The sequence below is a fragment of the Jiangella alba genome, assembly GCF_900106035.1.
GTDB lineage: Bacteria > Actinomycetota > Actinomycetes > Jiangellales > Jiangellaceae > Jiangella > Jiangella alba.
Genome location: NZ_FNUC01000003.1, coordinates 2092303 through 2116120, shown reverse-complemented (window position 1 = coordinate 2116120; position 23818 = coordinate 2092303). Strand labels below are relative to the sequence as shown.

Genomic DNA, 23818 nt, shown 5'->3' with positions numbered 1-23818 from the left:
GGCGGCGGGTTCACAGCCCTGCGCATTGGCCGCCGCGCGGTCCGGCCGCCGAGTTCCGGTGCCCGCCGTCGACCGGTGACGGGGTGTTCCCGGCGCACGCCAGCGGCCCCGCGATCTCGTTCGCCGAGACGACGGCAGCGGTGCTCCCGGAGTTGCCGGCGACGTGCACCGGCCCGTTCACCGTGTTGCCCACGATCCGGATCAGCGCGTGCGAGTCCAGCACGGCGACCGGCCCACGCAGCGTGTTCGGCGCGCAGGCGACACCGCCCAGCACCATCGTCTCCGCGACGTCCTGGATGGCCAGCGGCCCGGTGACCTCGGAGGCGCACACGACGACCTGCCGGGCGCCCGTGACCAGAACCGGGCCGTCGACCCTGGAGCCGGAGACCAGCAGGGCGCCGCCGGTCACCGTGACCGGGCCCCGCACGGATGCCCCGTCGAGACAGAGGACGCCCGTGGCCGTGAGTGGCCCATGGTGCGTCCCCGTCACCGTCTCGTCGCACACGGGCACCGGTGGTGGCGGGTCGAACCGGGTCAGGCTCACGTAGTCCAGACCGATGCCGAGCCCGGTGGACTCCGGTCCCTGGCCGCTGACGGAGAGCCGGATGCTGTGGGTCCCGGCGGCGAGCGCGACGTCGCCCAGGCTCGCCTCGGAGTACATCCGCTTCTCGGTGCCGGCGTCGACCGGGTCGCCGAGGTCATGGCCGTCGAGTGAGACCTGGACGCTGCCCCGGTCGGGCTGGTTGAGCAGGCGGAGATCGAGATCGTAGGTGCCCGTGTCGGGAACCTCGATCTCCAGGTCCAGGTGGTCGCCGATCTCGGTGGCGGCGAACTCCAGCCGTTGCCCGCCACTGTTGTTGCGGTCGTCGACGACGGACGGTGCCGGCGACCCTGCGACGTCGGCGTTCTCGGCTTCGAACAGGTGCCGGGTCAACCCCGGCCCGGCGATGAGCGTGTCCTGGCCGTCGGTCAGCCACTCCACGTTGAGCCGGGCGACGATGATCTCGGGGACCACCTCGTACAGCACCAGCACGGTGCCGTCGCCGAGGACCGCGACGTCGGAGTAGCCCACGCGGCCCGCGTGGACGACCTTCTCCCGCGGGAACGAGTAGCCGTCGTCGTAGGACAGTGCCACGGTCAGGTCACGCCGCGAGGGCGTGCTGGGCCGGCTGAACACGATCCGGGAGACGTCAGCGCTGCGCGGCCCGCCGGACAGGCGGTCCAGCCCGGCGTCGGCCCCTGCCGCCGGCGGGAAGGACCCGTGCAGGTACGGCTCGGACCAGGTCATGCCCCGGTCGTCGCTGATCGAGACCACACGGCGATTCGCCGGGCCGACGTACCGGGCGAACAGTGCGAGGGTGCCGTCCTCCCTCTCCAGGAGCCGGGTCGCGCCGTTGGGATAGGCGGGGTCGATCGGGATGGCGCCGCCGTGCTGCCAGGTCGCACCCAGGTCGTCGCTGTAGATGACCGACGTGCTGTAGTCGCGCTCCGCCGCCGGCAGCTCGACGCTCTTGCGATGCCAGACCTGGAGCAGCAGCCGGCCGTCGGAGAGCTGCAGCCCGTGACCCGGGCCGGGCGAGTGGTTGGTCCACCCCTGTGGCAGCTCGCGGAACATCGACGTGATCTCGGTTCGCTCGGACCAGGTGATGCCGTCGTCGTCGCTGTGGCGGTAGAAGACGTCGCCGGTGACGCCCTGGTGGTTGAGGTTGTAGAAGAGGAAGATCCGCCCGGTCTGCTGTTCCACGAGCAGCGTCGGGTTCACCCAGGACTCGCCGTCAGGGCTGGCCTCGATGGTGCCCGACGACGGCCAGGTGCGGCCACCGTCGAGACTGCGCTTGAAGACCAGCTCATGGGTGGCCGTGTCGGTGATTCCGTGTCGCGCCTCGCTCACGGCGAGCACGGTGCCCTCGTTGGTGACGACGATGCCGGGGATGCGGTGCGCCTCAGTGCCTGACTCTCCGTCTTCCCACACCGTCACCTTCTCGAGCAACTCGGATGCGGCCTGGATGGGCGTGGCCGGCTCGACGTCGGTTGCCGTGGCCGGCGCGCCTCCCGCGAGGGTGCCGGCGGCCGCGCAAGCCGCCACGACCACCGCGGCGAGGGCTCGGCGCATCCGGCTCGCTCCCGTGATGCGCGAACGTGGCTCCCCGTCCGGGGCATGGGTGTCCGATCTACGATTCGCTGCCATGACCGTGTCTCCTCGTGGATGGGTTCCGCGCGCGCGTGGTCACAGCCCGGCGCACTGGCCTTGGCTCGGCCCGGTCACGGAGTTCGGGTGACCCTCGTTGCCGGGCGCGGGGGCGTTGCCGGAACAGGCCAGCGGCCCGTGGATCCGGTTGGCGGCGAGCACTGCCGCGGTGCGGGCGGTGGTGCCGGACACTCGCAGCGGCCCCCGGACCTCGTTGTCGACGATGCGGATCAGCGCGGCCGAGTCCTGCACCGCGACCGGGCCGCGCAGGACGTTCGGCGCGCAGGCGGCACCGCCCACGATCACCGTTTCGCTCGCACCCGTGATCGACAGCGGCCCGGTGAGATCGGTGCCGCAGACGCTCACGTGCTCGGTTCCGTTCACGCGGACCGGGCCGTGGACGACCGAGTCGGTGACCCGGAGGCCACCGCCGCCGGTCACCGTCACCGGGCCGGTGACCGTAGCCCCGTCGAGGCAGAGCATGCGGCCGGTCGCGGTGAGCGGGCCGGTGTGTGTCCCCGACACCGTCTGCTCGCAGGCCGGCCGCGGTGCCGGCGGGTCGAACCTGGTCAGGCTGACGTAGTCCAGGCCCGCACCGAAACCGGTCGACAGCGGGCCCTGGCCGACGACGGTGAGCCGGACGACGTGCCGGCCGGCGGACAGGTCGACGCCGGGGATGGTGATCTCCGGGTAGCCGCGGCGATCGGTCGCCGCGTCCACGACGTCGCCGAGGTCGACGCCGTCGAGGGAGACCTGGACGGTGCCGCGGTCGGGCTGGGTGGGCATCCGCAGGTGCAGGTCGTAGGCGCCGGCGTCGGGGACGTCCAGCGTCAGCTCCAGGTGGTCGCCCACTCCCCCGGCGGCGAGTTCCACGCGCCGGCCGCCGTGGGCGTTGGCGTCCTCGGCCACGGAGACCGGCGCCGAACCGGTGACGTCGGCGTCCTCGGCCTCGACCAGGTGACGGGTGAGGCCGGGGCCGGCTTCGAGCGAGTCCTGTCCCCCGGTCAGCCACTCCACGTCGAAGCGGGCGACGACGATCTCCGGGATCACTTCGTACAGCACCAGAACGGTGCCGTCGCCGAGGACGGCGATGTCGGAGTAGCCGGCGCTGCCGGCCTGGATCACCTTCTCGCGCGGGAAGCTGTAGCCGTCGTCGTACGACAGCGCCACGGTCAGGTCTCGCCGCGCGCGGTTGTCCAGGCGGCTGAACAGGACGCGCGAGATGTCGGCACTGCCAGGACCGCCGGAGAGCCGGGCCATTCCGGCGTCGGCGGCGACGGCGGGACGGAACGAGCCGTGCAGGTAGAACGGCGACCACGTCATGCCCCGGTCATGGCTCACCGAGACGATGCGGCTCAACGGCGTCCCGGTGGCGAAGCGACCGACGACCATGATCGATCCGTCGGAGCGTTCCAGCAGCCGCGACTCGTTGATCGGGTAGGCCGGGTCCGGTGTGATGGCGCCGCCGTTGTGCCAGGTCGCGCCCTGATCGTCGCTGTAGATCGTGGAGATCCCGTAGTCGCGTTCCCCGACCGGCAGTTCGACACTCTTGCGATGCCACACCTGGAGCAGCAGCCGCCCGTCGGCGAGCTGGATCGCGTGGCCGGGCCCGGGCGAGTGGCTGGTCCACCCGTGCGGCAGATCGTCGAACATCGGCGTGACGTTCACCCGATCGGACCAGCTCACGCCGTCGTCGTCGCTGGAGCGGTAGAACACCTCGGAGGTGACGCCGTCGCTGATGTTGTAGAAGAGGAAGATCCGGCCGGTCTCGCGCTCCACGAGGATGGTCGGGTTGAGCCAGGACTCCCCGTTCGGGGCCGGCTCGATGATGCCGGTCGACAGCCAGGTGCGCCCGCCGTCGAGGCTGCGCTTGTAGACCAGCTCGTGGCTGGCGCGGTCGCCGATGCCGATGCGGGCCTCGCTGACCGCCAGCACGGTTCCCTGGGCGGTGACGGCGATGCCTGGGATGCGGTGCGCCTCCATGCCGTTCTCGCCGGCCGCCCAGACGGTGACCTTCTCGAAGTTCTCGGGGACGGGTTCGGCGCCGGCGCGAGCCGGCAACCCGGCCGCGAACACGCCCGTGATGGTCATGAGCAACACGATCGCCGTCGCCAAGACGCGCCGGCAGTACGCAATGTTCACCGTGACCTCCTGTAGGTGGAGTCAGCTGTGCAGGTCCAGAGCCGCCCCGAGCAGTTCCCGGGTGTACGGCTGCTCGGGCGCGGCGAAGATGTCGTCCACCGGCCCCTGTTCGACGATCGCGCCGCGTTGCATGACCACCACCCGGTCCGCGACCTGGCGCACGACGCCGAGATCGTGGGTGATGAAGACCATGCACAGGCCGTGTCGTTCACGCAGGTCCACCAGCAGGTGCAGGATCTGGGCCTGAACCGAGACGTCCAGGGCGGAGACCGCCTCGTCGCAGACCAGCATCGACGGCCGGGCCGCGAGCGCCCGCGCGATGCTGACCCGCTGGCATTGGCCCCCGGACAGCTGCGCCGGATACCGGCCGGCGAGGTCGGCTTCGAGCCCGACGTCGGTCAGCAGGTCCGCCGTCGCCTCCCGCCGGTCTGCCGATCCTGGCAGCGGGAACGACGTCCATGCCTCCCCGATGCACTGGGCGACGGTCCGCCGCGGGTTCAGCGACGAGCGCGGATCCTGGAACACCATCTGGATGGCGCGCAGCAGCCGCGGCGGCCGCTCGCTCACCGGACCGATCGGGACGTTGTCGAAGCTGATCGTGCCCTCGGCGTAGCGCTGCAGCCCGGCGATGCAGCGCGCCACCGTGGTCTTGCCCGAGCCCGACTCACCGACCACGCCCAGGATCTCCCCGTCGCGGACGTCGAAGCTGACGTCGTCGACGGCACGCAGCGGGTCCGCCCGGCCCACCAGGCGTCGGCGCTCGCCGAACGCGACCGAGATGTTCTCCACCCGCAGTCTGGCGCCGGTCACGCGCCGACCTCCTCGGCCCGGTGACAGGCGACCCAGCGTCCCGGCGGCACCGGCCTCCACGCCGGCTGCTCGACGGCGCACCGGTCGATCGCGAGCGGGCAGCGCGGGTGGAAGGCGCACCCAGCCGGCCGGTTCGCCGGGCCGACCGGTGTTCCCGGCAGCGGGCGCGTCAGCGCTGACCTCGAGTGCACCGCCGGGACGCTCTGGATCAGCGCCCGCGTGTACGGATGCCGCGGCTGACGCAGGACGTCGCGGGTCGGCCCGTACTCGGCCAGCCGCCCGGCGTACATCACCGCCACCGCGTCGGTCACGTGCGACACCACGCGCAGGTCGTGACTCACCAGGATCATCGCGAGGCCGGTCTCGGCCCGGATGTCGCCGAGCAGTTGGAGGATGCGGGCCTGCACGGTGACGTCGAGTGCGGTCGTCGGCTCGTCGGCCAGCAGCAGCGACGGCTCGCCCGCCAGCGCCATCGCGATGACGACCCGCTGACGCAGTCCACCGGAGAGCTGGTGCGGGTAGGCGCGACGGCGGCTCGTCGGGTCGGGGATGCCGGCCATGGTCATCAGGTCGACGACGCGCTCGCCGGCCTGGGCCCGGCGCATGCCGCCCCGCCGCAGGATCTCACCGATCTGGCGCCCGACGGGCCGGGTCGGGTTGAGCGCCGCGAGCGGGTCCTGGAACACCATGGCGATCTCGCGGCCGCGGATCCGGCGGCGGCGGGCCGGGGAGGCATTGACGAGGTCCTCGCCGCGCCACCGGATCTCCCCGCCGACGTGGGCGGACGCCGGAAGGAGGTCCAGCAGCGCCAGTGCGGTGACGCTCTTGCCGCTGCCGGACTCGCCGATGATGCCGAGGGTGCCGCGAGGCGCCACGGCGAAGGAGATGCCGTCGACGATCCGCCGGAGCCGGCCGTCGACCCAGAGGTCGACGGTCAGCTCGCGCACCCGAAGACCGGCGTCCGGGGACGCCTGCCCCGGATCGGCGGACGCGCCGGCGACCCGCCGTGCGGTCGAGTTCGGCACCATGCTCACCCGGCGATCTCGATGGTGGAGAAGTCCGGGAAGCCGCTCGGATCCGGCGTCACGCCCTCCAGGTCGCTCCGCCACGCGTAGGCGAGCTTGACCTGCATCGGGTACATGCCCACGGCCTCCGACCAGATGATCTCGGTGGCCCGCCGGTAGGCGTCCTGGCGGACCTCGGGGTCGTTGCTGGTGTTGGCCTCGAGCAGCGCGGCGTCCAGTTCCTCGTTGCAGTAGCCGTTGCGGCCGGCCGCGCAGGGGTAGAGCCGGCCGAGGTTGGTGGCGGCGTCGTACGTCGCGGCGCCGACCTGCTGGAAGTTGATGTCCCAGTTCAGGGCCAGCAGGTCCTCGGTGAAGACCGCCTGCTCCTTCTCCAGCAGCTCGACCGGCACCCCGATCTCGGTCAGGTCGGAGACCACTGCCTGCAGGAACGGCCGGAACTGGGCGCCGGAGAAGTGCAGCCGCAGCGGCGGGCCGGCGAAGTCGAACCCGGCCGCCGCCAGCTCGTCCCGCGCCGCGTCCGGGTCGTAGGCGACCGGCTCCTGCGGCGCGTAGCCGAACACCACCGGCGCGACCGGCGCCTTGGCCGGCTCGCCGGTCTCCGGGTTGAGGGTGGCGATGATCGTCTCGAAGTCCACCGCCTTCCACAGCGCCCGTCGCACGGCGGCGTCGGCCAACGCGGGCGTCGACGAGTTGAACCACATCGTGTAGACGAGCGTGCTCGGCACCGTCTCGACGACGAGGTCGTCCGCCGCGATCAGCGGCTCCAGCTGGTCGTCCGGGACACCCCAGGTGAGGTCCACCTCGCCGGTGCGCAGCGCCGTCAGCCGGGCGGCCATCTCGGGGATGTCGCTGATCCGCACCGACGCCACCCGCGCGTGGTCGCCCCAGTAGTTCTCGTTGCGGGCCAGTTCGAGCGCCTCGCCGGGGACGAAGGTCTCGACGGTGAACGGCCCCGAGCCCACCGGGTCGGCGAAGAAGGCGGCCGGGTCGGCGCCGGCGCTCGCCGGCAGCACGAAGAACTGGGTGAGCTTCCCGGCGAGCGCCGGGTCGGGCGCGGCCGCGGTGAGGACGACCGTGGCGTCGCCGTCGGCGGTGGCGACGATGTTCGCGAACGACGGCGCGAGCGGGCTGTCCCCCGCAGCCAGCCGTTCGAACGAGGCGACGACGTCGGCGCTGGTCACAGGGGTCCCGTCGGAGAAGACGATGTCGTCGCGGAGGGTGAACACCCACTCGGTGGCGTCGTCGTCGGCGGTCCAGTCGGCGGCCAGGTCGGCCACGATGGTGCCGTCCGGGTCCGGCTGCACCAGCCGGCTGAAGATCGCCTTGCTGGACAACCCGGTGGCCGCCGAGGCGCCCTGCACGCCGTGCGGGTCCAGGTCCTCGATCGGGTACTGGCCGGCCACCTCGATGGTGCGCTCGACCGCACCGCCGGTGTCGGCGGTGTCGCCCGAGGTGGTGGTCGAGCATGCGGTCAGGGCGAGCAGCGCGCCGAGCGCCAGCGCTGCCATGCGGGTACGTCGTTCGGACATCTCAACGCTCCTCTTGTGTGGGGACGGGCGGCCGGACCGGGCGTACCGGTCAGCGGCCGAATCCGCGTCCGTATCGCTGGGTGAAGGCGTCGCCGATCAGGCCGACGCTGACGACGAGCCCTGCGAGGGCCACGCCGGCGAACGCGGAGATCCACCACGCCGACGCGAGATACTCCTTGCCGTTCGCGATGGTCTGGCCCCACGAGACCGCGGACGCCGGGAGTCCGACGCCGAGGAAGCTCAGCCCGGCCTCGGCCAGCACCACCAGGGCGAACTCGACGGTGGCCAACGCCACCACCGGGCCGACGGCGAAGGGGACGATGTGCCGGACGATCATCCGAGCCGGCCGGACGCCCAGCATCCGGGCCGCGTCGGTCCATGGCCGGGAGCGGACGGAGACCGCGACACCGCGCGCCACCCTCGCGATGCCGATCCAGCTGGAGACGGCCAGCGCGGCCACGACGACGACGGCGCCGCCGTCCAGCACGCCGGCGATGACGATGGCCAGCAGAATGCCCGGGAAGGCCAGGGTGATGTCCATGATCCGGGCCAGGACGGTGTCGACCAGGCCGCCGCTGTAGCCGGCGATCACGCCGACGCAGCACCCGACGACGCTCGCCACGATCACGGTCGCCGCGCCGATCAGCACCGACGTCCGGGCGCCGTAGACGACCTGCGCGAGCACGTCGCGCCCGAGATGATCCGTGCCCAGGACGGCGAGCTCCCCTGTCGAGGTCCGGCTGCCTGGCGCCAGGAGCCGATCCACCAGTGGGGTGTCGACCGGGTCGTAGTCGATCAGCAGTGGCCCGACGACGGCGGCGATCAGGTAGCAGGCCAGGACCACGTAGGGCACGGCGGCGAACGCGCGGCCCAGGAGCCGTCTCGGCCGGCTCGGATGAGTGGGTGCCACCGTGGCCGCCGGAGGCGCGGCCTCGAGGGCCGCCGGGCTCGGGCTCATGCGCGGTCTCCCGTCCGGATCCGCGGATCGATGGCGCGGTAGGCGAGGTCGACGACCAGGTTCAGTGCGACGACGATGGTGGCGATGACGAGCGTGGCCGCCTGCACGACGGCGTAGTCGCGGTTGCCGATCGCATCGACGATCAGCGACCCGAGACCCGGCCAGGCGAACACGTTCTCGACGACGACGGCGCCGCCCATGAGCGCCCCCATCTGCAGGGCGACGATCGTGACGACCGGCACCAGCGAGTTGCGCAGCACGTGCCCGGTGAGTACCTGACGCTCGGTGAGGCCCTTGGCCCGGGCGGTGAGGATGAACGACTCGGTCAGGGTGTCGGCCATGCTGCTGCGGGTCAGCCGGGCGACGATCGCCGTGAACGGCAGCGCCAGCGTCACCGCGGGCAGCACCAGATGCGCCGGTGTCCCGGCGCCCGCACTGGGCAGGACGCCCAGCGTCAGCGCGAAGAGCAGGATGAACATGATGCCCACCCAGAACGTCGGGAAGGACTGCAGGCCGATGGTCGCGGTCGACACCAGGCGGTCCCAGACGCTGCCCGCCCGCCGCCCGGCCAGCGCGCCCAGCACCAGACCGGCGACCACCGCGATCAGCGTCGCGGCGAGCGTCAGTTCGACCGTCGCGGGGAGTCGTTCGGCCACCGCGTCGATCGCCGGCCGGCCCAGCCGGTGCGAGGTGCCCAGGTCGAGGCCGGCCAGGTCGCCGAGGTAGGCGGCGTACTGGCCCACGAGCGGGCGGTTCAGGCCCATCGACTCGCGCAGCGCGGCCACCTGGTCGGCGCTGGCATCGGGGCCGAGCACGGCAGACGCGGGATCCCCTGGAGCGGCGCGGACGATGAAGAACACGACCGTGGCCACGCCCCACAGCACGATCAGGGCGACGAGGACGCGGCGGACGACGGCGATCACGACCGGCCTCCGCCGGACTCGGCCGGCCGCGCGCCGCCGCCGAGCCGGTCGCCGTCGATCAGGTGCCGGCGGTGCTCCCACAGGTGGGCGCGGATCGCCGCACGATCGGCGTCGTCGCAGGGCAGGAACGGGGCGGCGGCATGCGGCGGGATCAGGCCGAGGAGGTCGAGCACCGCCTTGGTGGTCGGCACGCCGGGGCGGATCCGGTGGATCCCGGCCAGCTCGGCGGCGAGGCGCTGCAGCCCGGCGGCGTGATCGGTCCGGCTCTGGCGCACCGCCGCCACGGTCGCCACGGCGACGGCCGGCGCGAAGTTGGCGATGCCCGGCGTGACGCCGTGGGCACCGGCCAGCAGCCCGTCGACCATGGCGCGCTCGTTGCCCTGGCTCAGGCCGAAGTCCTCGCGTGCCGCGACCACGCCCGCGAACCGCGACAGCGTGGCGAGGTCGCCGGAGGATTCCTTGACGCCGACGACGTGCTCCAGCCCCAGCAGCCTGGTCAGCACCTCGGGGGTGATCGGATTGCCGGTGTAGCGGGGGTTGTTGTAGGCGATCACCGGGACTCGCAGCACCTTCAACGCGTCGTAGTGCGCGACGAGCTCATCGGGCCGGTGGGCGAAGAACAACGGCGGGCACGCCACGACCGCGTCCACCCCTGTGCTCACGAGCACACGGCCGCGTGCGATCGCCTCGTCGGTGCCGACGCCGGAGATCGCGGCCGTGATCCTGCCGTCCGCGCCGGTGATCGCCCGCCACCGGGCCACCACCCGGGTCGCGAACGCGGCGGCCGCGTCCAGCGGCAGTACCGGTCCTTCGCCGTTGCTGCCGAAGAGCATCAGCGCGTCGACCCCAGCGGCGGCGAGCCGCTCGAGCAGCCGGTCCATCAGGCCGGCCGCCGGCCGGCCCGGCGCGGACATCGCCGTCACCAACGGCACGACGACGCCGTCGAGCAGGTCGCGGCCACTTCGGAGCTCTCGCTGGGCGCCCATCAGTACGCACCCACCTGCGGCCAGGCCAGCTCGACACCGTGCCGCTCCAGCTCCGCCTGCAGGTCCGCCGTCAACGCGGCGGACTCGCCGACCGCGTGCGGGACGACGCCACGTGCGACGCACATGGCGGCCAGCGCGCCGGCGGCCTCGCCGATGTTCCACTCCACCGGGTGCAGCCGGTAGCAGCCGTTGGTGATGTGGGTCGTCCCGATGTTCTTCGCGGCCGGCAGCAGGTTGGTGACCCGGAGCGGGAGCAGCGCACCCAGCGGGATCTGGAAGGGGCACGAGGCGATGTCGATGAAGTTGTCCCCGCCGGTGCTCGGGTGCAGGTCGATGCGGTAGGCGCCGATGCCGACGGAGTCCTTGTAGGAGACGGCGCCGTGGTCGCCGCGCTCGGCGTGCGACAGGTCCTGTTCGGTGACGGTGTACTGGGCGCGGATCCGGCGCGACTCGCGGATGTAGGGCGCCATCGCGAAGCCGTCGGACGTGCCGACGACGTCTCCGCGCAGCCGCAGCCCCGGCCAGCCGGCGCCGCCGTCCGGTCGCGGCGCCTCGGTCTGCAGCCAGTACAGCAGGCTCAGGCTCAACTCCCGGGCGGACCGGGCGTGACGGTCGTTCTCCGTGGGCGTGCCGCCGAAGACCGGGCCGCCGATGTAGTCCGTCATCGGCCAGTTGACCAGGACGATGTCGCTGGCCGCGGCGCCCGGGCCGAGCTGGTGGCGCCAGAGCGCCCGGCGGTACACCCACAGGTTCGACCCGCTCGTCACCCGGCTCTGGTCGGCGATGATGACGTCGTCCGCGGTGTCGCTGTTCGGGTCGAGGTAGGTGGTCCGTGGCTCCAGGGTCCGCGGCTCGGGGTAGGTGAAGCTCAGGTACCTGTCCGGCCAGAAGTCCGGCCGGAACTCCCGCCATCGCGCGTACCCGGCGGGCCGGTCGATCGTGTGGTCCTCGCCGGCGCGGTGGTCGACGGCGAAGCACCACGAGACGGCCTGCATGTTCGCGGGGCCGGCCACTGCCGGGGCGTGCGGCTCGCCCGTCTCCGCCTGCGACTCCGCCCCCGTCACGTGCTCGACACCGGCCAGCGCCAGCAGCTCGCCGGTCTCGGTGGCGTCGAGCACGTACGGCGCGTCGACGGTGAAGGTGCCGCCGTCCGCCAGGTCGTCGAAGGTCACCGGGCCCACGGCGTCGCCGTCCACCTGAACCGAGCGGACCCGGGCCAGCGTGACGACGGTGATCAGGCCCCGCGCCTGCCAGGGCGACAGCATCGCGCGCAGCACCAGGTGCGACACCGCCGGCTCGTGGCAGATCCGGCTGACGGTCGCGTTGCCGATGTTCAGCGCCGGGTCGCGCAGCGCCCGCTCGGTCAGCGGGTAGAAGGCGCGGTAGTGGTCCCGGACGGCGGTCCGGAAGGTGCGGTACGAGGCGGTGCAGCCGAACTGCTCGATCCACGGATGCTCGTCGGGCGGCACCGCCTGGCTGGTGAGCTGGCCACCGACCCACGGGCTCTCCTCGACCAGCGAGACGGTCGCCCCGCGGCGGGCGGCGGCCAGCGCGGCGGCCACGCCGCCGACGCCACCGCCGACCACCAGGACGTCGCAGCGGTGGTCCGCGGTGCGGCTCACCGGCGCCCCCGGCCCGGTCGCGGCGCGGGCGCCACCGTGGAGCCGTCGTGCGGGAGGCAGGGCACGACGACGCGTCGCGCCGGTCCGCCGGGCTCCTCCATCAGGCGGACGAGCAGTCTCACTGCCTGCATTCCCATCTCCCATCGGGGCAGTCGGTAGCCCGACCAGTCGTCTGGCCGGACGCTGTGTCCGTGAACGTCGCCCAGCAGCGCCACGCTGACGTCGGCGGGCACTCGGTAACCGGCGCGTTCGATCACGGCGGTCAACTGGTCGATGCCCACCGGCGGCTCGACGAGCAGGGCGGTGGCGCCGGCCTCGACCGCCTGCCGGACCGCTGCGTAGTCGCCGTGGCCGGCCGGGACCGGCCGGTCCACCGGCAGGCCGGCGTCGCGCAGGGTGTCGACGAACGCGCGGCGGCGATCGATGCTGGCCGAGGCGTCGGCGCCGGTGCCGACGTAGCAGAGGCGCTCGTGCCCCATGGCGATCAGCCGCTCGACGAGGTCGGACGTGGCCGCGGCGTAGTCGGCCGACACGTAGGAGATCTCGCCGTTGGGGATCTCGCGGCGGCCGATGTACACGAACGGGAAGCCGTCCTCGTGCAGCCGTGCCAGCTCCATCTTCGGTTCGCCGTTACCCAGGAGGATCGCGCCGTCGGTGAGCCGGAGCCGGTTCTCGTTGCGCCGGTAGATGTGGTTGTCCGGCTCGTCGAGCACCGTGCTGGTGAACAGCAGCAGGTCCTTGCGGGCCGCCTCACCGGCCGCCTCGATGCCGCCGAGGAAGTCGGTGTAGAAACCACCGGCCTCCGCCGTGAACATCGGCTCGAACGCGAAGACGCCGAACATGCCGGTGCGATGGCCGGCCAATGATTGCGCAATCGGATTGGCCACGTAGCCGGTTTTCTTGATCGCCGAGAGAACTCTTGCTCTGGTGTCTTCGGAGATCCGGGCACTGCCACCGGTCCGCTCATTCAAGACCATCGATACCGTCGTCTGACTGACCCCAGCCACCCGAGCGACATCGATTTGGCGCACAACGACCATCGCTGAACCCGCCTTTTTGTTGTGGCTTCCGGTCCGCACAGTCTGGGACCGGAAAAGCTCGCCCGCAAGGTGCCAATGCGGATTATTAGCGGCTGTACGCCACGCCCGGCCCAGGCCTAGCATCGACGCGGCGGCGACGACCCACCGGCGGAAGGAGGCGCGATGCCATCGGCTGGACTGGACCTCGGCGGATCGGGAATCCGGCTCCGCATTTCCAGCCCGGAAGGACGAATACTCGACGAGACAACCGGCGCAAGCGTCAAATCAGCCGGTGCCGGAGATCCATTGCGATATGCCGCCGCGTTCCTTGTGAATCGATGCCGCGAACTGCGGATCAGCGCATTGTCGACGGTCGCTTTCGGCCTCTCCGGCCTGCATGGATCGCTGCCGTCAGCCGATTCCGCGCTCCGGCTGCTGCACACCGAACTGGGCACCCGGCGGCTGGTGCTCGCCGACGACAGCGTGACGTCGTACGTCGGAGCGCTCGGCGACCGGCCGGGCGTCGTCTGCGCGGCGGGAACCGGCGTCGTGACGGTGGCGAGCGACGGCGCGGGCCGGTACGCGAAGGTCGACGGCTGGGGCGCCATGGCCGGCGACCTCGGCAGCGGCTACTGGATCGGCCGCGCGGGACTGGCGGCGGCGCTCTGCGCCCATGACGGACGGCTCGAGCACGGCTCGACGGCGCTGCTGGCCGCGCTGATCGAACGACACGGCGACCCGGCCCGGTTCGCCCACGAGGTCACGACGTCAGAGGACGCCAAGGCGATCGTGTCGGGCTTCGCCCCGGCCGTGCTCGACGCCGCCACCGCCGGCGACGAGGCCAGCTCGGACATCGTCGGCGCCGCGGCCGCACACCTCGCGACCGCGATCGCCGCCGCCCGCGACCGAGCCGGCGCTCCCCCGCGGATCGCGGGCACAGGCCGGCTGCTCACCCGGACCGGTGTGCTCGCCGCCCGGCTCGTGGACCTGCTGACGCGCCGGATGCCCGGCGCGTCCTGGGTCGACCCGGCCGGATCCAGCCTCGACGGTGCCTGCCGGCTGGCGGCGCCGGTGCCGGCGCCGCCGTTCGGCACGCTGATCACCGTCACGACGATCTCGGAGGTCGAAGAACAGTGAGCGTCATCTCCAAGCTGGCAGGCGGACTGATCGTGTCCTGCCAGGCGCCGGTCGGCAGCCCGCTGCGCCAGCCGGCGGTGATGGCCGCGATGGCATCCGCCGCCGAGCTGGCCGGCGCCGTCGGCGTCCGCGCGGAGGGCGCGGCCGACATCGCTGCCATCAAGGACGCCTGCACATTGCCGGTGATCGGCATCCGGAAGCGTCAGGTGCCCGGGTCCGACGTCAGGATCACCCCGACGCTCGCCGACGCCCTCCCCCTGCTCGACGCCGGCGCCGACCTCATCGCCCTCGATGCCTCGGACCGGCCGCGGCCGGGCGGCGAACGCGTGTCCGACCTCATCGCCGCCCTCGACGCACGCGGTGTGCCGGTGATGGCCGACGTCGGCGACCACCGCTGCGGGATGGCCGCCGCCGGAGCCGGGGCCGCGCTGGTGGCGACCACGCTGGCACCGAGCCCCACCGCGTCCGACCCGGACGCGCCGGACGTCGGCCTCGTGCGTCGGCTGGCGGAGAGCGGCATCGACGCCCCGGTCGTCGCCGAGGGCCGGTACGCCACGCCCGAGGCGGTGGCGGTGGCCTTCGCCGCGGGCGCCTACGCCGTCGTCGTCGGCACCGCGATCACCGACACGCTGGCCCTGGCCCGTCGCCTGTGCGCGGCGACGCCCGCCGTCAGCGGCGGCTGAGCGGGGTTCGGGCGTGATCATCGGCGGAGCGTCCCTCGTGACGCCGGACGGCATCGTGACCGACGGATGGATCGAGGTCGGTGGCGAGCGCATCACCGCGCTCGGCACCCTCCCGCCGCCCGGCCGCGTCGACCTCGACGTCGGTGGTGGCTGGATCGTGCCCGGGTTCGTCGACCTGCACGCCCATGGCGGCGGCGGAGCGAGCGTCGCCGGCGCCGACCCGGCGCAGGTCGCGCTCTTCGCCGCCACCCACCTCCGGCACGGGACCACGTCCATCGTGGCCAGCCTGTCCAGTGCCGGCGAGGCCGCGCTGGACCGCGACCTGCGTGCGCTCGCCGAGCTGGCCGAGGACGGCGTCATCGCCGGCGTCCACCTCGAAGGCCCGTGGCTCTCACCGCGGCGCAAGGGAGCGCACCCGGCCAGTGCCCTGCGTGCCCCCGAGCCCGCGATGGTGGCGCGGCTGCTGAGCGCGGGCCGCGGAGCGATCCGCATGGTGACCCTGGCGCCGGAGCTCGACCACGGGCTCGACGCCGTCCGCGCGGTGGCCGACGCGGGAGCGATCGCCGCGGTCGGGCACACCGACGCGAGCGCCGGCACCACCCGCGCCGCGATCGAGGCCGGCGCCACGGTCGCGACGCACCTGTTCAACGGCATGGCGCCGATCCACCACCGGGAGCCCGGGCCGATCGTCCCGCTGCTCGCCGACGATCGCGTCACCGTGGAACTCGTCCTCGACGGCATCCACCTCGATCCGGCCATCGCACGGCACGCCCTCGGCAGCGCCGGCCCGGGCCGGGTCGCGCTGGTCACCGACGCGATGCAGGCGGCCGGCCGGGGCGACGGCCACTACCCGCGCGGCGACATCGGCGTCACGGTCCACGACGGCGCTGCCCGGCTCCCCGACGGCACGCTCGCGGGCAGCGCACTGACCATGGACGCCGCCTTCCGGTTCGCGATCACCCGCGCCGGCTTCACCATCCAGGACGCCGTCCGCGCCACGTCGACGACGCCCGCCCGGCTCCTCGGCATCTCTGGTCGCACCGGCGCGCTGCGGCCCGGGCTGACCGCCGACCTCGTCGTGCTCGACGCCGGCTATCGGTTGGTGGCGGTCATGCACCGGGGCGCCTGGGTACGCACGGGCTGAGCCCGCTCGACGTCGTTGCGTTCGGCGGAGATGTCGCATGAATGGCGCCGAGTCAATTCGACAGAAACTACAGACAGGCACCTTCGCAGTGCACTAGCGTCGCCGACAGTGATCATCGGGGCGGTGGTCACGACAGGGGGTGGTGGGCGTGAAGTCCGGCATCGACCAGCAGTCGCCTGCCCACCATGCCGAACGCCTCGCCGACCGGCTGCGCGCCGGGATGGCCGGCGTGGTCCCGGCCGGTGGCGAGGCGCTCTGGGACACGCCGCCGGTCGGTGTCAAGGTCGTCGCCGACGTCGGCAGTGTCCGGCCGGGGCGTCCCGGGCGTCGGGCGCGTCGATGAGCACCGCTCAGGACGCCGCGCCGGCCGAGCCGGCCGACGCCGAGGTACAGACACCGAAGAAGAGGTCGGGCGGCTTCCCGACCGCGGTCACCGTCCTGGCGATCGTCACGTTCCTGGTGTGGATCCTGGCGCTGCTGATCCCGTCCGGAAGCTACGAGCACGACGAGTACGGCGCGCCGGTCGCGGGCACCTACCAGGAGGTCGACTCGCCGCTGTCGTTCGGCGACCGCGTCCGCGAGCTGGTCCTGTCCCCGGTCAACGGGTTCTACGGGTTGCAGGACCTGGCGTCGGGGTTCGTCAGCACCGAGAACGCCGGCGTGCTGTTCGGCTCGATCGGCGTGGTCGTCTTCATCCTGGCGATGGGCTCGTTCATGGGCGTGGTCTTCGCGACCCGCAGCCTCGAGGTCGGGATCGGCGGGCTCGCGGTCCGGCTGCGCGACCGGGGCTGGCTGCTCATCGTCGTCATCATGGCGGTGTTCTCGCTGCTCGCCGGCACCATGGGCTTCTCGGTCGAGACGTTCGGCTTCTACGCGCTGCTCATCCCGCTGATGAAGGCGATCGGCTACGACCGCATGACCACGGTCGGCGTCATCATCGTGAGCATCTCCGTCGGCGCGATGGGCTCGACGGTGAACCCGTTCTCGATCGGCGTGGCATCGGGCGAGGCCGGGGTCTCGATCGGCGACGGCATCGTCCTGCGGATCGTGCTGTGGGTGAGCATGACCGCGATCGGCATCGCCTACGTCCTGCGCTACGCCCAGCGCGTGCGGCGCGACCCCCCGCGCTCCCTCGCCCGCGACGACGACGACGGCGACGGCGTGGCGGACCCGGCCGCCGTCGAGCGGCTGACCGGGACACAGAAGACCGTGCTGGGGATCACCGGCCTCACCTTCGCGCTGCTGATCTTCTCGGTGATCCCCTGGGCCAGCATCTTCGGTGCGACGACCGGGCCGGCCGAGGCCGACGTGATCCACGAGACGACCACCGACCCCTACTGGTTCCAGCTCGACTGGTGGTTCCCCGAGCTCGCCATGCTGTTCTGGATCGCCGCGATCGTCATCGGCATCGTCGCCAGGATGGGCGAGAAGGACCTCATCGGCGGCATCGTCCGCGGCGCCGCCGACTTCCTCGCCCCCGCGCTCGTCATCGCGCTGGCCCGCGGCGTGGCCGTCATCATGACCAACACGCAGACGCTGGACACCGTGCTCAACTACATGGAGCGCGCGGTCTCCGATGCCTCGGCCGGGGTGTTCTCGGTGCTCGTCGCGGTGGTCAACGCTCCGCTCGCGCTGCTCATCCCGTCCTCGTCCGGGCACGCCACACTGGCGATGCCGCTGCTGGCTCCGCTCAGCGACTTCGCCGGGGTCGACCGTGCGCTCACCATCACGTCCTGGCAGCTGGGCCACGGGCTGGCGCTGATGGTCGCGCCCACGAACGTCGCCGTCGTCGCCGGCCTGGCGCTGGCGAAGGTCGGCTACGACGCCTACCTCAAGTTCGTGGCGCCGCTGCTGGGCATCCTCACGCTCTACGCGTTCCTCGTGCTGTTCATCGCCGCCGGATTCGGCTGAGCCCGCTCCCACCGTCCCGTCCGAGATTCACCCATCCGCAGGGAGGACCACATGTCCGAGCTCATCATCATCGGGTACGACGACCACGACACCGCCCAGAAGGCCTACGAGGAGGTCCAGCGGCTGCAGAGCGACTTCATCGTCGACCTGACCGGCCTGGCCGTGGTCACCGTGGACGACGACGGCAAGCAGCACGTCGACACCCCCGGACGGATCGTCGGTGCGTCCGCGGCCTCCGGCGCGCTCTGGGGCGCCCTGTTCGGGCTGCTGTTCCTCATCCCCGGCATGGGCCTGCTGCTCGGCGGCGCCATGGGCGCGCTGCTCGGCAAGCTCAACAAGTCGGGCATCGACGAGGCGTTCCGCAACCGCGTCGACACCATGCTGCAGCCCGGCAACGCGGCGGTCGTGATCATGGCCGCGAAGATCACTGAGGACAAGTTCGCCGCCGCCATGGCCCCCTACGGCGGCGACATCCTGAAGACGTCGCTGTCCAGCCAGGACGAGGAGGAACTGGCCTCCGAACTCCGTGCGGGCTGACCATCGGTCCCGGCGGGCAGCGGCCTCGCTGCTGCTCGCCGGTTCACTGCTGGCGCTGCTCGCCGGCTGCGCGAGCAGCGGCGGAAGCGCCCTTCTCGACGCTCGCCGCTCGTCGGCCAGTGTCGACGTCTCCGTCGGCTCCCTGCGGCTGCTGGGCGTGCGCGTCGAGCACCCCGACGACGCCGAACACGTCGAGGGCGACAACGTCGGCCTGTTCCTCACGATCGCCAACCACGGCTCGGACACCGACACGCTGACCGCGGTGAGCAGCGTCGACGCCAGGCAGATCGTGTTCCGCGACGGTTCGGGCCCGCTCGAGGAGGACATCGCGGTCGAGGTGCCCCCGGATGGAGTGGCGTCGCTGCAGTATCCCGGCGGTCCGCACCTGGAGCTCGTCGAGCTCACGCGGGACGTGCGCGGCGGCAGCTTCCTGCCGGTGACGTTCCGCTTCGAGGACGCGGGCACCATCACCGTCTACGTGTTCGTCCAGGGCTTCGGCAAGCCCACCGTGTCGCCGCTCCCCCCGCCGACGCCATGACGCCGCGCGCCTGCGTGGCCGGGCTGGTCACGACGGTCGCCGCCACGATCGGCATCCTCGTCCCCGCCGCTCAGCCGGCGCGTGCGCAGGACCTCGCGGACCCCGCCGCCGAGCTGGCCGAGCGGTACGCGCCCGTGCTGCGGATCCGGGCCCAGGCCGAGCCGTGCGGCGAAGGACAGCCGTACCTGCCGGTCGACATCGACACCGTGCTGGACAACCGCGACGTCGCCCTGCGCGGGCCGTGGTCGGGCGACGACCTCGCCGGCATCGCACCGTCCGCGACGGACATCGGCGACGGCCTGGGCCGGTACCACCTCGACTTCCCCGGCGACGCCCTCGACCCCGGCTGCGACTTCGAGGAGTGGTCGCGGGAGCTCAGCGCGGACAGCCGTCCGACCGCCTACGCCCGCGTCGTCGGCGACCCGGGGCGCCCGGACCAGATCGCGCTGCAGTACTGGTTCTTCTACGTCTTCAACGACTGGAACAACAACCACGAGGGCGACTGGGAGATGATCCAGCTCGTCTTCGACGCCCCCGACGCCGCCGCCGCGCTGCGGACCGAACCGACGCTGGTCGGCTACAGCCAGCACTCCGGCGGCGAGGGCACCACCTGGGACTCCGACCTCATGGAGGTCCTCGACGACACGCACCCCGTCGTCTACCCGGCCGAAGGCTCGCACGCCAACTTCTTCGGCGCCGCGCTGTACCTCGGACGCAGCGCCGACACCGGCGTCGGCTGCGACGACACCCGGAAACCGCACACCGACCTGCGCCCCGACATCGCGCTCATGCCGACCGACCAGGCCGGCTACCTCGACGCCTTCCCGTGGCTGGGCTTCCAGGGCCGGTGGGGCGAACGGCACGAGGCCTTCTACAACGGTCCCACCGGCCCGAACATGAAGCACCAGTGGACCGAGCCGATCCAGTGGGCCGAACAGACCTGGCGCGACGGCAGCGTCACCGTGCCGCTGTCGTCGGCCATCGGCCCGAACGTCACCAACGCCTTCTGCGGCGCCGTCGAGACCGGGTCCAACCTGCTGCGCGCCATCGTCCGCAACCCCGGGACCGGGCTCGCCGTCCTGGCGGGGCTGGCCGCCATCGTCATCGCCGCGGCCAGCCGCACCCGCTGGACCGGCGCCGCGCCGATGCCCGTCGTGCGCCGCCGCGCCTGGGGCCAGGTGCTGACCGCCGCGTGGCGCATGTACGCCCGGCACTGGCCGCTGTTCACCGGCATCGGGCTGGTGTACCTGCCCGTCATGGCACTGGCCACCGGCGCGCAATGGCTCGCCGTCACCGCCGCCGACCTCACCACGCTGACCGGCCCCGACGGTGACCACAACGCCCTGACCGTCCTCGTGGTCGTCCTGATCGGCGACACCATCTCGCTGCTCGCCTACCTGTGTGTCCTCGCCGCCGTCAGCCACTCGGTGGACAGCCTCGGCCGCGGCCGGGTGCCGTCGCCGCTCGATGCCTACCGCGCCGTCATGCGGCGGCTGCGGCCGCTGAGCGGCGTGGCCGTCCGCATCGCCGTGGTGGTCGCGCTGCTGCTCGTCGCGATCGTCACCGCTCCCCTCGCGCTGGTCTACGCGGTGCGCCGGGCCTTCGCCGTCCCGGTCGTCATGATCGAGCAGGAATCGGCAACCGGGGCACTGCGGCGCAGCCGCCAGCTGGTGCGCGGACGCTGGTGGCGCACGGCCCTGCTGCTCGTCCTCGTCGTGGGCCTGGGCGCGATCATCGGGCCGCTGGTCGGGATCGTCATCCTGCTGGTCTCCGGCGGCACCACCTTCTGGCTGATCAACCTCGTGGCCGGCATCGTCTACGCGGCCACCATGCCCTACGTCGCCCTCGTCATCGCCTACCAGTACGCCGACCTCACCGTCCGGTCCAGCGCCGACGACGAGCGCGAACCGGTGCTGGTGTCGTGACGCCGGCCGAGCGCGGGCCACGGTGGCGCACCGTCCTGGCCGGTGTGCTGCTCACGGTGGGCTGCCTCGTCGCGATCCCGGCCACGGTGGCGGTCTGGCTGGACTCCGTCGTCAACGACACCGACGGCTATGTCGACACCGTCGGACCGCTCGCCGCCGACCCCGCCGTCCAGAACGCCGTCACCACGCGCGTCACCGACCGGGTGATGTCCGCCGTCGGCGGATCCGGGCCGGCCGCCGACCGCCTCCGCGCCCGAGTCGAGGAGCAGGTCGGCGCCGTGGTGGCCGGCGACCGGTTCGCGACCAGCTGGACCGAGGCGAACCGCGCCGTCCATGGCCGCGTCGTCGCCCTGCTCACCAGCGACGAGGACGACGGCATGCTCGCGGTCCGCGACGACACGGTCACCGTCAGGCTCGGCGCCGTCGTCACCGCCGTCCAGGACCGCCTCGTCGCGGCCGGCATCCCCGCCGCCGACCGGCTCACCGCCGGCGACGCCGACATCGTCGTGCTCCAGTCCGAGCACCTCCCCACCGCGCGGGACTGGCTCGCCCGGATCGACCGCCTCGGCACCTGGCTCCCCGTCGCCGCCATCGTCCTGCTCGCGGCCGGGGTCGCGCTCGCCCGGAATCGCCTCCGCGCCACGGCGGCCGCCGGCATCGGCCTGGCGGTGGGCATGCTCGCACTCGTCGTCGTGCCGCTGGTCGTGCGCTCGCGCTACCTCGGCACGCTCTCCCCCACGGCCGACCGCGACGCCGTCTCGGCCGTCTACGACCAGCTCGTCGACCCGCTGCGGACGATGTCGGCCACCCTGCTCCTCGCCGGGCTGGCACTCGCCCTCGCACCCCTGGCCGTCCGGTTCGCCCAGTCACACCGATGAGTTCGGGGCGGTGGTCCGGTCTACCCGAACATCCAGCCACCCCCCGACAGATCCGGAGAGCTGACCGACCGATGACCACCATCAACGCCCATCAGGTCGCCCTGGGCATCGAGTCCTTCGGCGACGACGACGCACCGCTCGTCCTGCTTGCGGGCGGGACCACGATGTTGTCGTGGCCCGACGCCCTGTGTGAGCGCCTCGCCGCCGGCGGGCGCCGCGTGGTGCGCTACGACCTGCGCGATTGCGGCGAGTCGACGACCGCGGACCCGGACGCGCCCGCCTACACCCTGCGCGACCTCGCCGCCGACGCGGCAGCGTTGGTGGACGCCCTCGGCGGCCGGCCCGCGCACCTCGCGGGGATCGGCGTCGGCGGGATGGTCGCCCAGACCGCCGCGCTCGACCATCCCGGCGCGTTCTCGGCGCTCACCCTGGCCGGCACCCGCGCGGTCGCGCCCGGCATGGTCGACCCGGACCTCCCCGACCACGACAGCGCGACGATGAAGCGCCTGTTCACCCGTCCGATGCCTGACTGGACCGACCGCGAGGCCGTGGCCGAGTTCGCCGCTGCCAACGCTGAGATCCTCGGCGACGATCCCCTCGCCGCACGCGCGGTCGCCGCGCGTATCTGGGACCGCACGCCCGGCACCGCGCCCGCCACCCAGATGGCCAACCAGCTCGGCATGGTCTTCGCCAAGCTCGACTGCACACCCCGCTGGCGCGAGCGCCTGCCCGAGATCGAGCTCCCCACGCTCGTCGTCCACGGCCGCCGAGATCGGTTCTTCCCCGTCGGCAACGGCGAGGCCATCGCACGCGAGATCCCCGGGGCACGGCTGCTCGTCCTCGAGGACGCCGCCTCCGCGATCCCCGAGACCGCGGCCGGCGAGGTGGCTGACGCCATGCTCACGCTCGAGTAGTAGCCTGCGCCGGTGACTCCGCAGGCATCCCGGCTCGTGCTCGGCGCGGCACAGGTCGGGCAACCGTACGGACGCAGCGGCAGGTCGGCGCCGGCCGAGCCCGAGGTGCGGCGGCTGCTCACGCTGGCGGCCGGGTTCGGATGCGCGGCGATCGACACCGCGCGGGCCTACGGCGACAGCGAGGCCGCCCTCGGCCGAGCCCGCTCCAGCGGCGCCGGCGCCGAGCTGCCGGTGGTGACGAAGATCAGGCCATTGACCGGCCACGATGCCGCAACCGCGGTGCGAGCCGCCGTCGAGGACAGCCTGGCCGGCTCCCTCACCGCTCTGGGCGCCGGCCACGTCGACACCGTCCTGCTGCATCGCGGCACGGACCTGGACCGAGCCGCCGGAGCGGCGCCCGAGGCGCTGCGCGCGGCGCGGGACCGGGGCCTGCTCACCCGCTGGGGCGTGTCCGTCGCCGATCCGGACGAGCTGCACGCGGCCCTCGACCTGCCCGACCTCGGCTACGTCCAGCTTCCGTTCAACGTGCTGGACCGGCGCTGGCTGGCCGGCCCGGTCCAGGCCGCGCTCGCCCGCCGCCCCGACGTCACCGTCGCCGCACGATCGGCCTTCCTCCAGGGCATCCTGCTGCGCCCGCACCCTTCGACCTGGCCGGACGAGGGCCGGCCCAGCGCGGACGTCGCGCGCTCGGCGCTGACCGCCCTGGCCGGCGAGCTCGGCCGGACGATCACCGGCCTCTGTCTCGGCTACGTGCTCGGCCAACCCTGGATCGACGCCGTGGTGGTCGGGATCCGGTCGGAAGCACAGCTCAGCGAGGTGGCCCGCGAATGCGCCGCACCACCGCTGACCGCCGCCGAGTGCGACCACGTGATCGACCGGCTGCCGGCCGGCTCACCGGCACTCGTCGACCCGGCGCGCTGGACCCGGCGAGTACGGGACGCCTCGTGAT

General features: G+C 72.8%; 21 protein-coding genes. 11 read left to right on the top strand and 10 right to left on the bottom strand.

Translation table 11 applies throughout. The features are described from left to right. Positions 1 to 10 precede the first annotated feature (10 nt). The 10 genes from BLV02_RS12200 to BLV02_RS12155 all read right to left on the bottom strand — a co-directional run bounded on the left by BLV02_RS12200 (position 11) and on the right by BLV02_RS12155 (position 13223). Complete coding sequence (locus tag BLV02_RS12200; RefSeq protein ID WP_069115112.1) at positions 11 to 2113, bottom strand: exo-alpha-sialidase; 2103 nt, start codon at positions 2111 to 2113, stop codon at positions 11 to 13. 114 nt (positions 2114 to 2227) lie between these two features. Continuing rightward, on the bottom strand, positions 2228 to 4279 hold the full coding sequence (locus tag BLV02_RS12195; RefSeq protein WP_141711883.1) for an exo-alpha-sialidase: 2052 nt from the start codon (positions 4277 to 4279) through the stop codon (positions 2228 to 2230). Between the two features lie 72 nt (positions 4280 to 4351). After that, positions 4352 to 5140: an ABC transporter ATP-binding protein gene (locus BLV02_RS12190; protein WP_069115114.1), complete on the bottom strand. Its 789-nt coding sequence runs from the start codon at positions 5138 to 5140 to the stop codon at positions 4352 to 4354. Beyond that, complete coding sequence (locus BLV02_RS12185) at positions 5137 to 6168, bottom strand: ABC transporter ATP-binding protein (RefSeq protein WP_083289245.1); 1032 nt, start codon at positions 6166 to 6168, stop codon at positions 5137 to 5139. Before BLV02_RS12185 ends, BLV02_RS12190 begins: the two co-directional genes overlap by 4 nt. 2 nt (positions 6169 to 6170) lie before the next feature. Continuing rightward, entirely contained in the window at positions 6171 to 7694 is a 1524-nt protein-coding gene (locus tag BLV02_RS12180) for an ABC transporter substrate-binding protein (protein ID WP_083289246.1), read from the bottom strand. 49 nt (positions 7695 to 7743) lie between these two features. Next, positions 7744 to 8652, bottom strand: a complete 909-nt coding sequence (locus BLV02_RS12175) for an ABC transporter permease (RefSeq protein ID WP_069115116.1) — start codon at positions 8650 to 8652, stop codon at positions 7744 to 7746. Beyond that, positions 8649 to 9575, bottom strand: a complete 927-nt coding sequence (locus tag BLV02_RS12170; protein ID WP_141711884.1) for an ABC transporter permease — start codon at positions 9573 to 9575, stop codon at positions 8649 to 8651. Before BLV02_RS12170 ends, BLV02_RS12175 begins: the two co-directional genes overlap by 4 nt. Then, a complete protein-coding gene (locus tag BLV02_RS12165) occupies positions 9572 to 10561 on the bottom strand; it encodes a dihydrodipicolinate synthase family protein (protein WP_069115118.1) in 990 nt (329 codons plus the stop codon). The genes BLV02_RS12170 and BLV02_RS12165 overlap by 4 nt, the downstream gene beginning before the upstream one ends. Continuing rightward, positions 10561 to 12183, bottom strand: coding sequence for an FAD-dependent oxidoreductase (locus BLV02_RS12160; protein WP_069115119.1), 1623 nt, complete (start codon positions 12181 to 12183; stop codon positions 10561 to 10563). Before BLV02_RS12160 ends, BLV02_RS12165 begins: the two co-directional genes overlap by 1 nt. Next, positions 12180 to 13223: a LacI family DNA-binding transcriptional regulator gene (locus BLV02_RS12155; RefSeq protein WP_069115120.1), complete on the bottom strand. Its 1044-nt coding sequence runs from the start codon at positions 13221 to 13223 to the stop codon at positions 12180 to 12182. Before BLV02_RS12155 ends, BLV02_RS12160 begins: the two co-directional genes overlap by 4 nt. Positions 13224 to 13385: 162 nt before the next feature. Between BLV02_RS12155 and BLV02_RS12150 the strand changes: the two genes are divergently transcribed. From BLV02_RS12150 to BLV02_RS12100, 11 genes are all read left to right on the top strand, one after another. After that, a complete protein-coding gene (locus BLV02_RS12150) occupies positions 13386 to 14339 on the top strand; it encodes an N-acetylglucosamine kinase (RefSeq protein WP_083289249.1) in 954 nt (317 codons plus the stop codon). Then, positions 14336 to 15022, top strand: a complete 687-nt coding sequence (locus BLV02_RS12145) for a putative N-acetylmannosamine-6-phosphate 2-epimerase (RefSeq protein ID WP_069115122.1) — start codon at positions 14336 to 14338, stop codon at positions 15020 to 15022. Before BLV02_RS12150 ends, BLV02_RS12145 begins: the two co-directional genes overlap by 4 nt. Before the next feature lie 13 nt (positions 15023 to 15035). Continuing rightward, the gene (gene nagA / locus BLV02_RS12140) at positions 15036 to 16166 is read left to right on the top strand and encodes an N-acetylglucosamine-6-phosphate deacetylase (RefSeq protein WP_069115123.1); all 1131 of its coding nucleotides are present in this window, start codon (positions 15036 to 15038) and stop codon (positions 16164 to 16166) included. A 148-nt stretch (positions 16167 to 16314) separates the two neighbouring features. Further along, positions 16315 to 16509: a hypothetical protein gene (locus tag BLV02_RS12135; RefSeq protein ID WP_141711885.1), complete on the top strand. Its 195-nt coding sequence runs from the start codon at positions 16315 to 16317 to the stop codon at positions 16507 to 16509. After that, positions 16506 to 18077 (top strand): YfcC family protein, encoded by a 1572-nt coding sequence (locus tag BLV02_RS12130; RefSeq protein WP_069115125.1) that lies wholly within the window; start codon positions 16506 to 16508, stop codon positions 18075 to 18077. The genes BLV02_RS12135 and BLV02_RS12130 overlap by 4 nt, the downstream gene beginning before the upstream one ends. Before the next feature lie 51 nt (positions 18078 to 18128). Continuing rightward, a complete protein-coding gene (locus tag BLV02_RS12125) occupies positions 18129 to 18614 on the top strand; it encodes a DUF1269 domain-containing protein (protein ID WP_069115126.1) in 486 nt (161 codons plus the stop codon). After that, complete coding sequence (locus BLV02_RS12120) at positions 18604 to 19152, top strand: copper chaperone PCu(A)C (RefSeq protein ID WP_069115127.1); 549 nt, start codon at positions 18604 to 18606, stop codon at positions 19150 to 19152. The genes BLV02_RS12125 and BLV02_RS12120 overlap by 11 nt, the downstream gene beginning before the upstream one ends. Further along, positions 19149 to 21077 (top strand): DUF7544 domain-containing protein, encoded by a 1929-nt coding sequence (locus BLV02_RS12115; RefSeq protein WP_069115128.1) that lies wholly within the window; start codon positions 19149 to 19151, stop codon positions 21075 to 21077. Before BLV02_RS12120 ends, BLV02_RS12115 begins: the two co-directional genes overlap by 4 nt. Further along, on the top strand, positions 21074 to 21955 hold the full coding sequence (locus BLV02_RS12110; protein ID WP_069115129.1) for a hypothetical protein: 882 nt from the start codon (positions 21074 to 21076) through the stop codon (positions 21953 to 21955). Before BLV02_RS12115 ends, BLV02_RS12110 begins: the two co-directional genes overlap by 4 nt. A 71-nt stretch (positions 21956 to 22026) precedes the next feature. Further along, positions 22027 to 22869 carry an alpha/beta fold hydrolase gene (locus BLV02_RS12105; protein ID WP_069115130.1) on the top strand — a complete coding sequence of 281 codons (843 nt, stop codon included), beginning with the start codon at positions 22027 to 22029 and terminating at the stop codon, positions 22867 to 22869. A 12-nt stretch (positions 22870 to 22881) separates the two neighbouring features. Further along, positions 22882 to 23817: an aldo/keto reductase gene (locus BLV02_RS12100; RefSeq protein WP_069115131.1), complete on the top strand. Its 936-nt coding sequence runs from the start codon at positions 22882 to 22884 to the stop codon at positions 23815 to 23817. Position 23818: the final 1 nt, after the last annotated feature.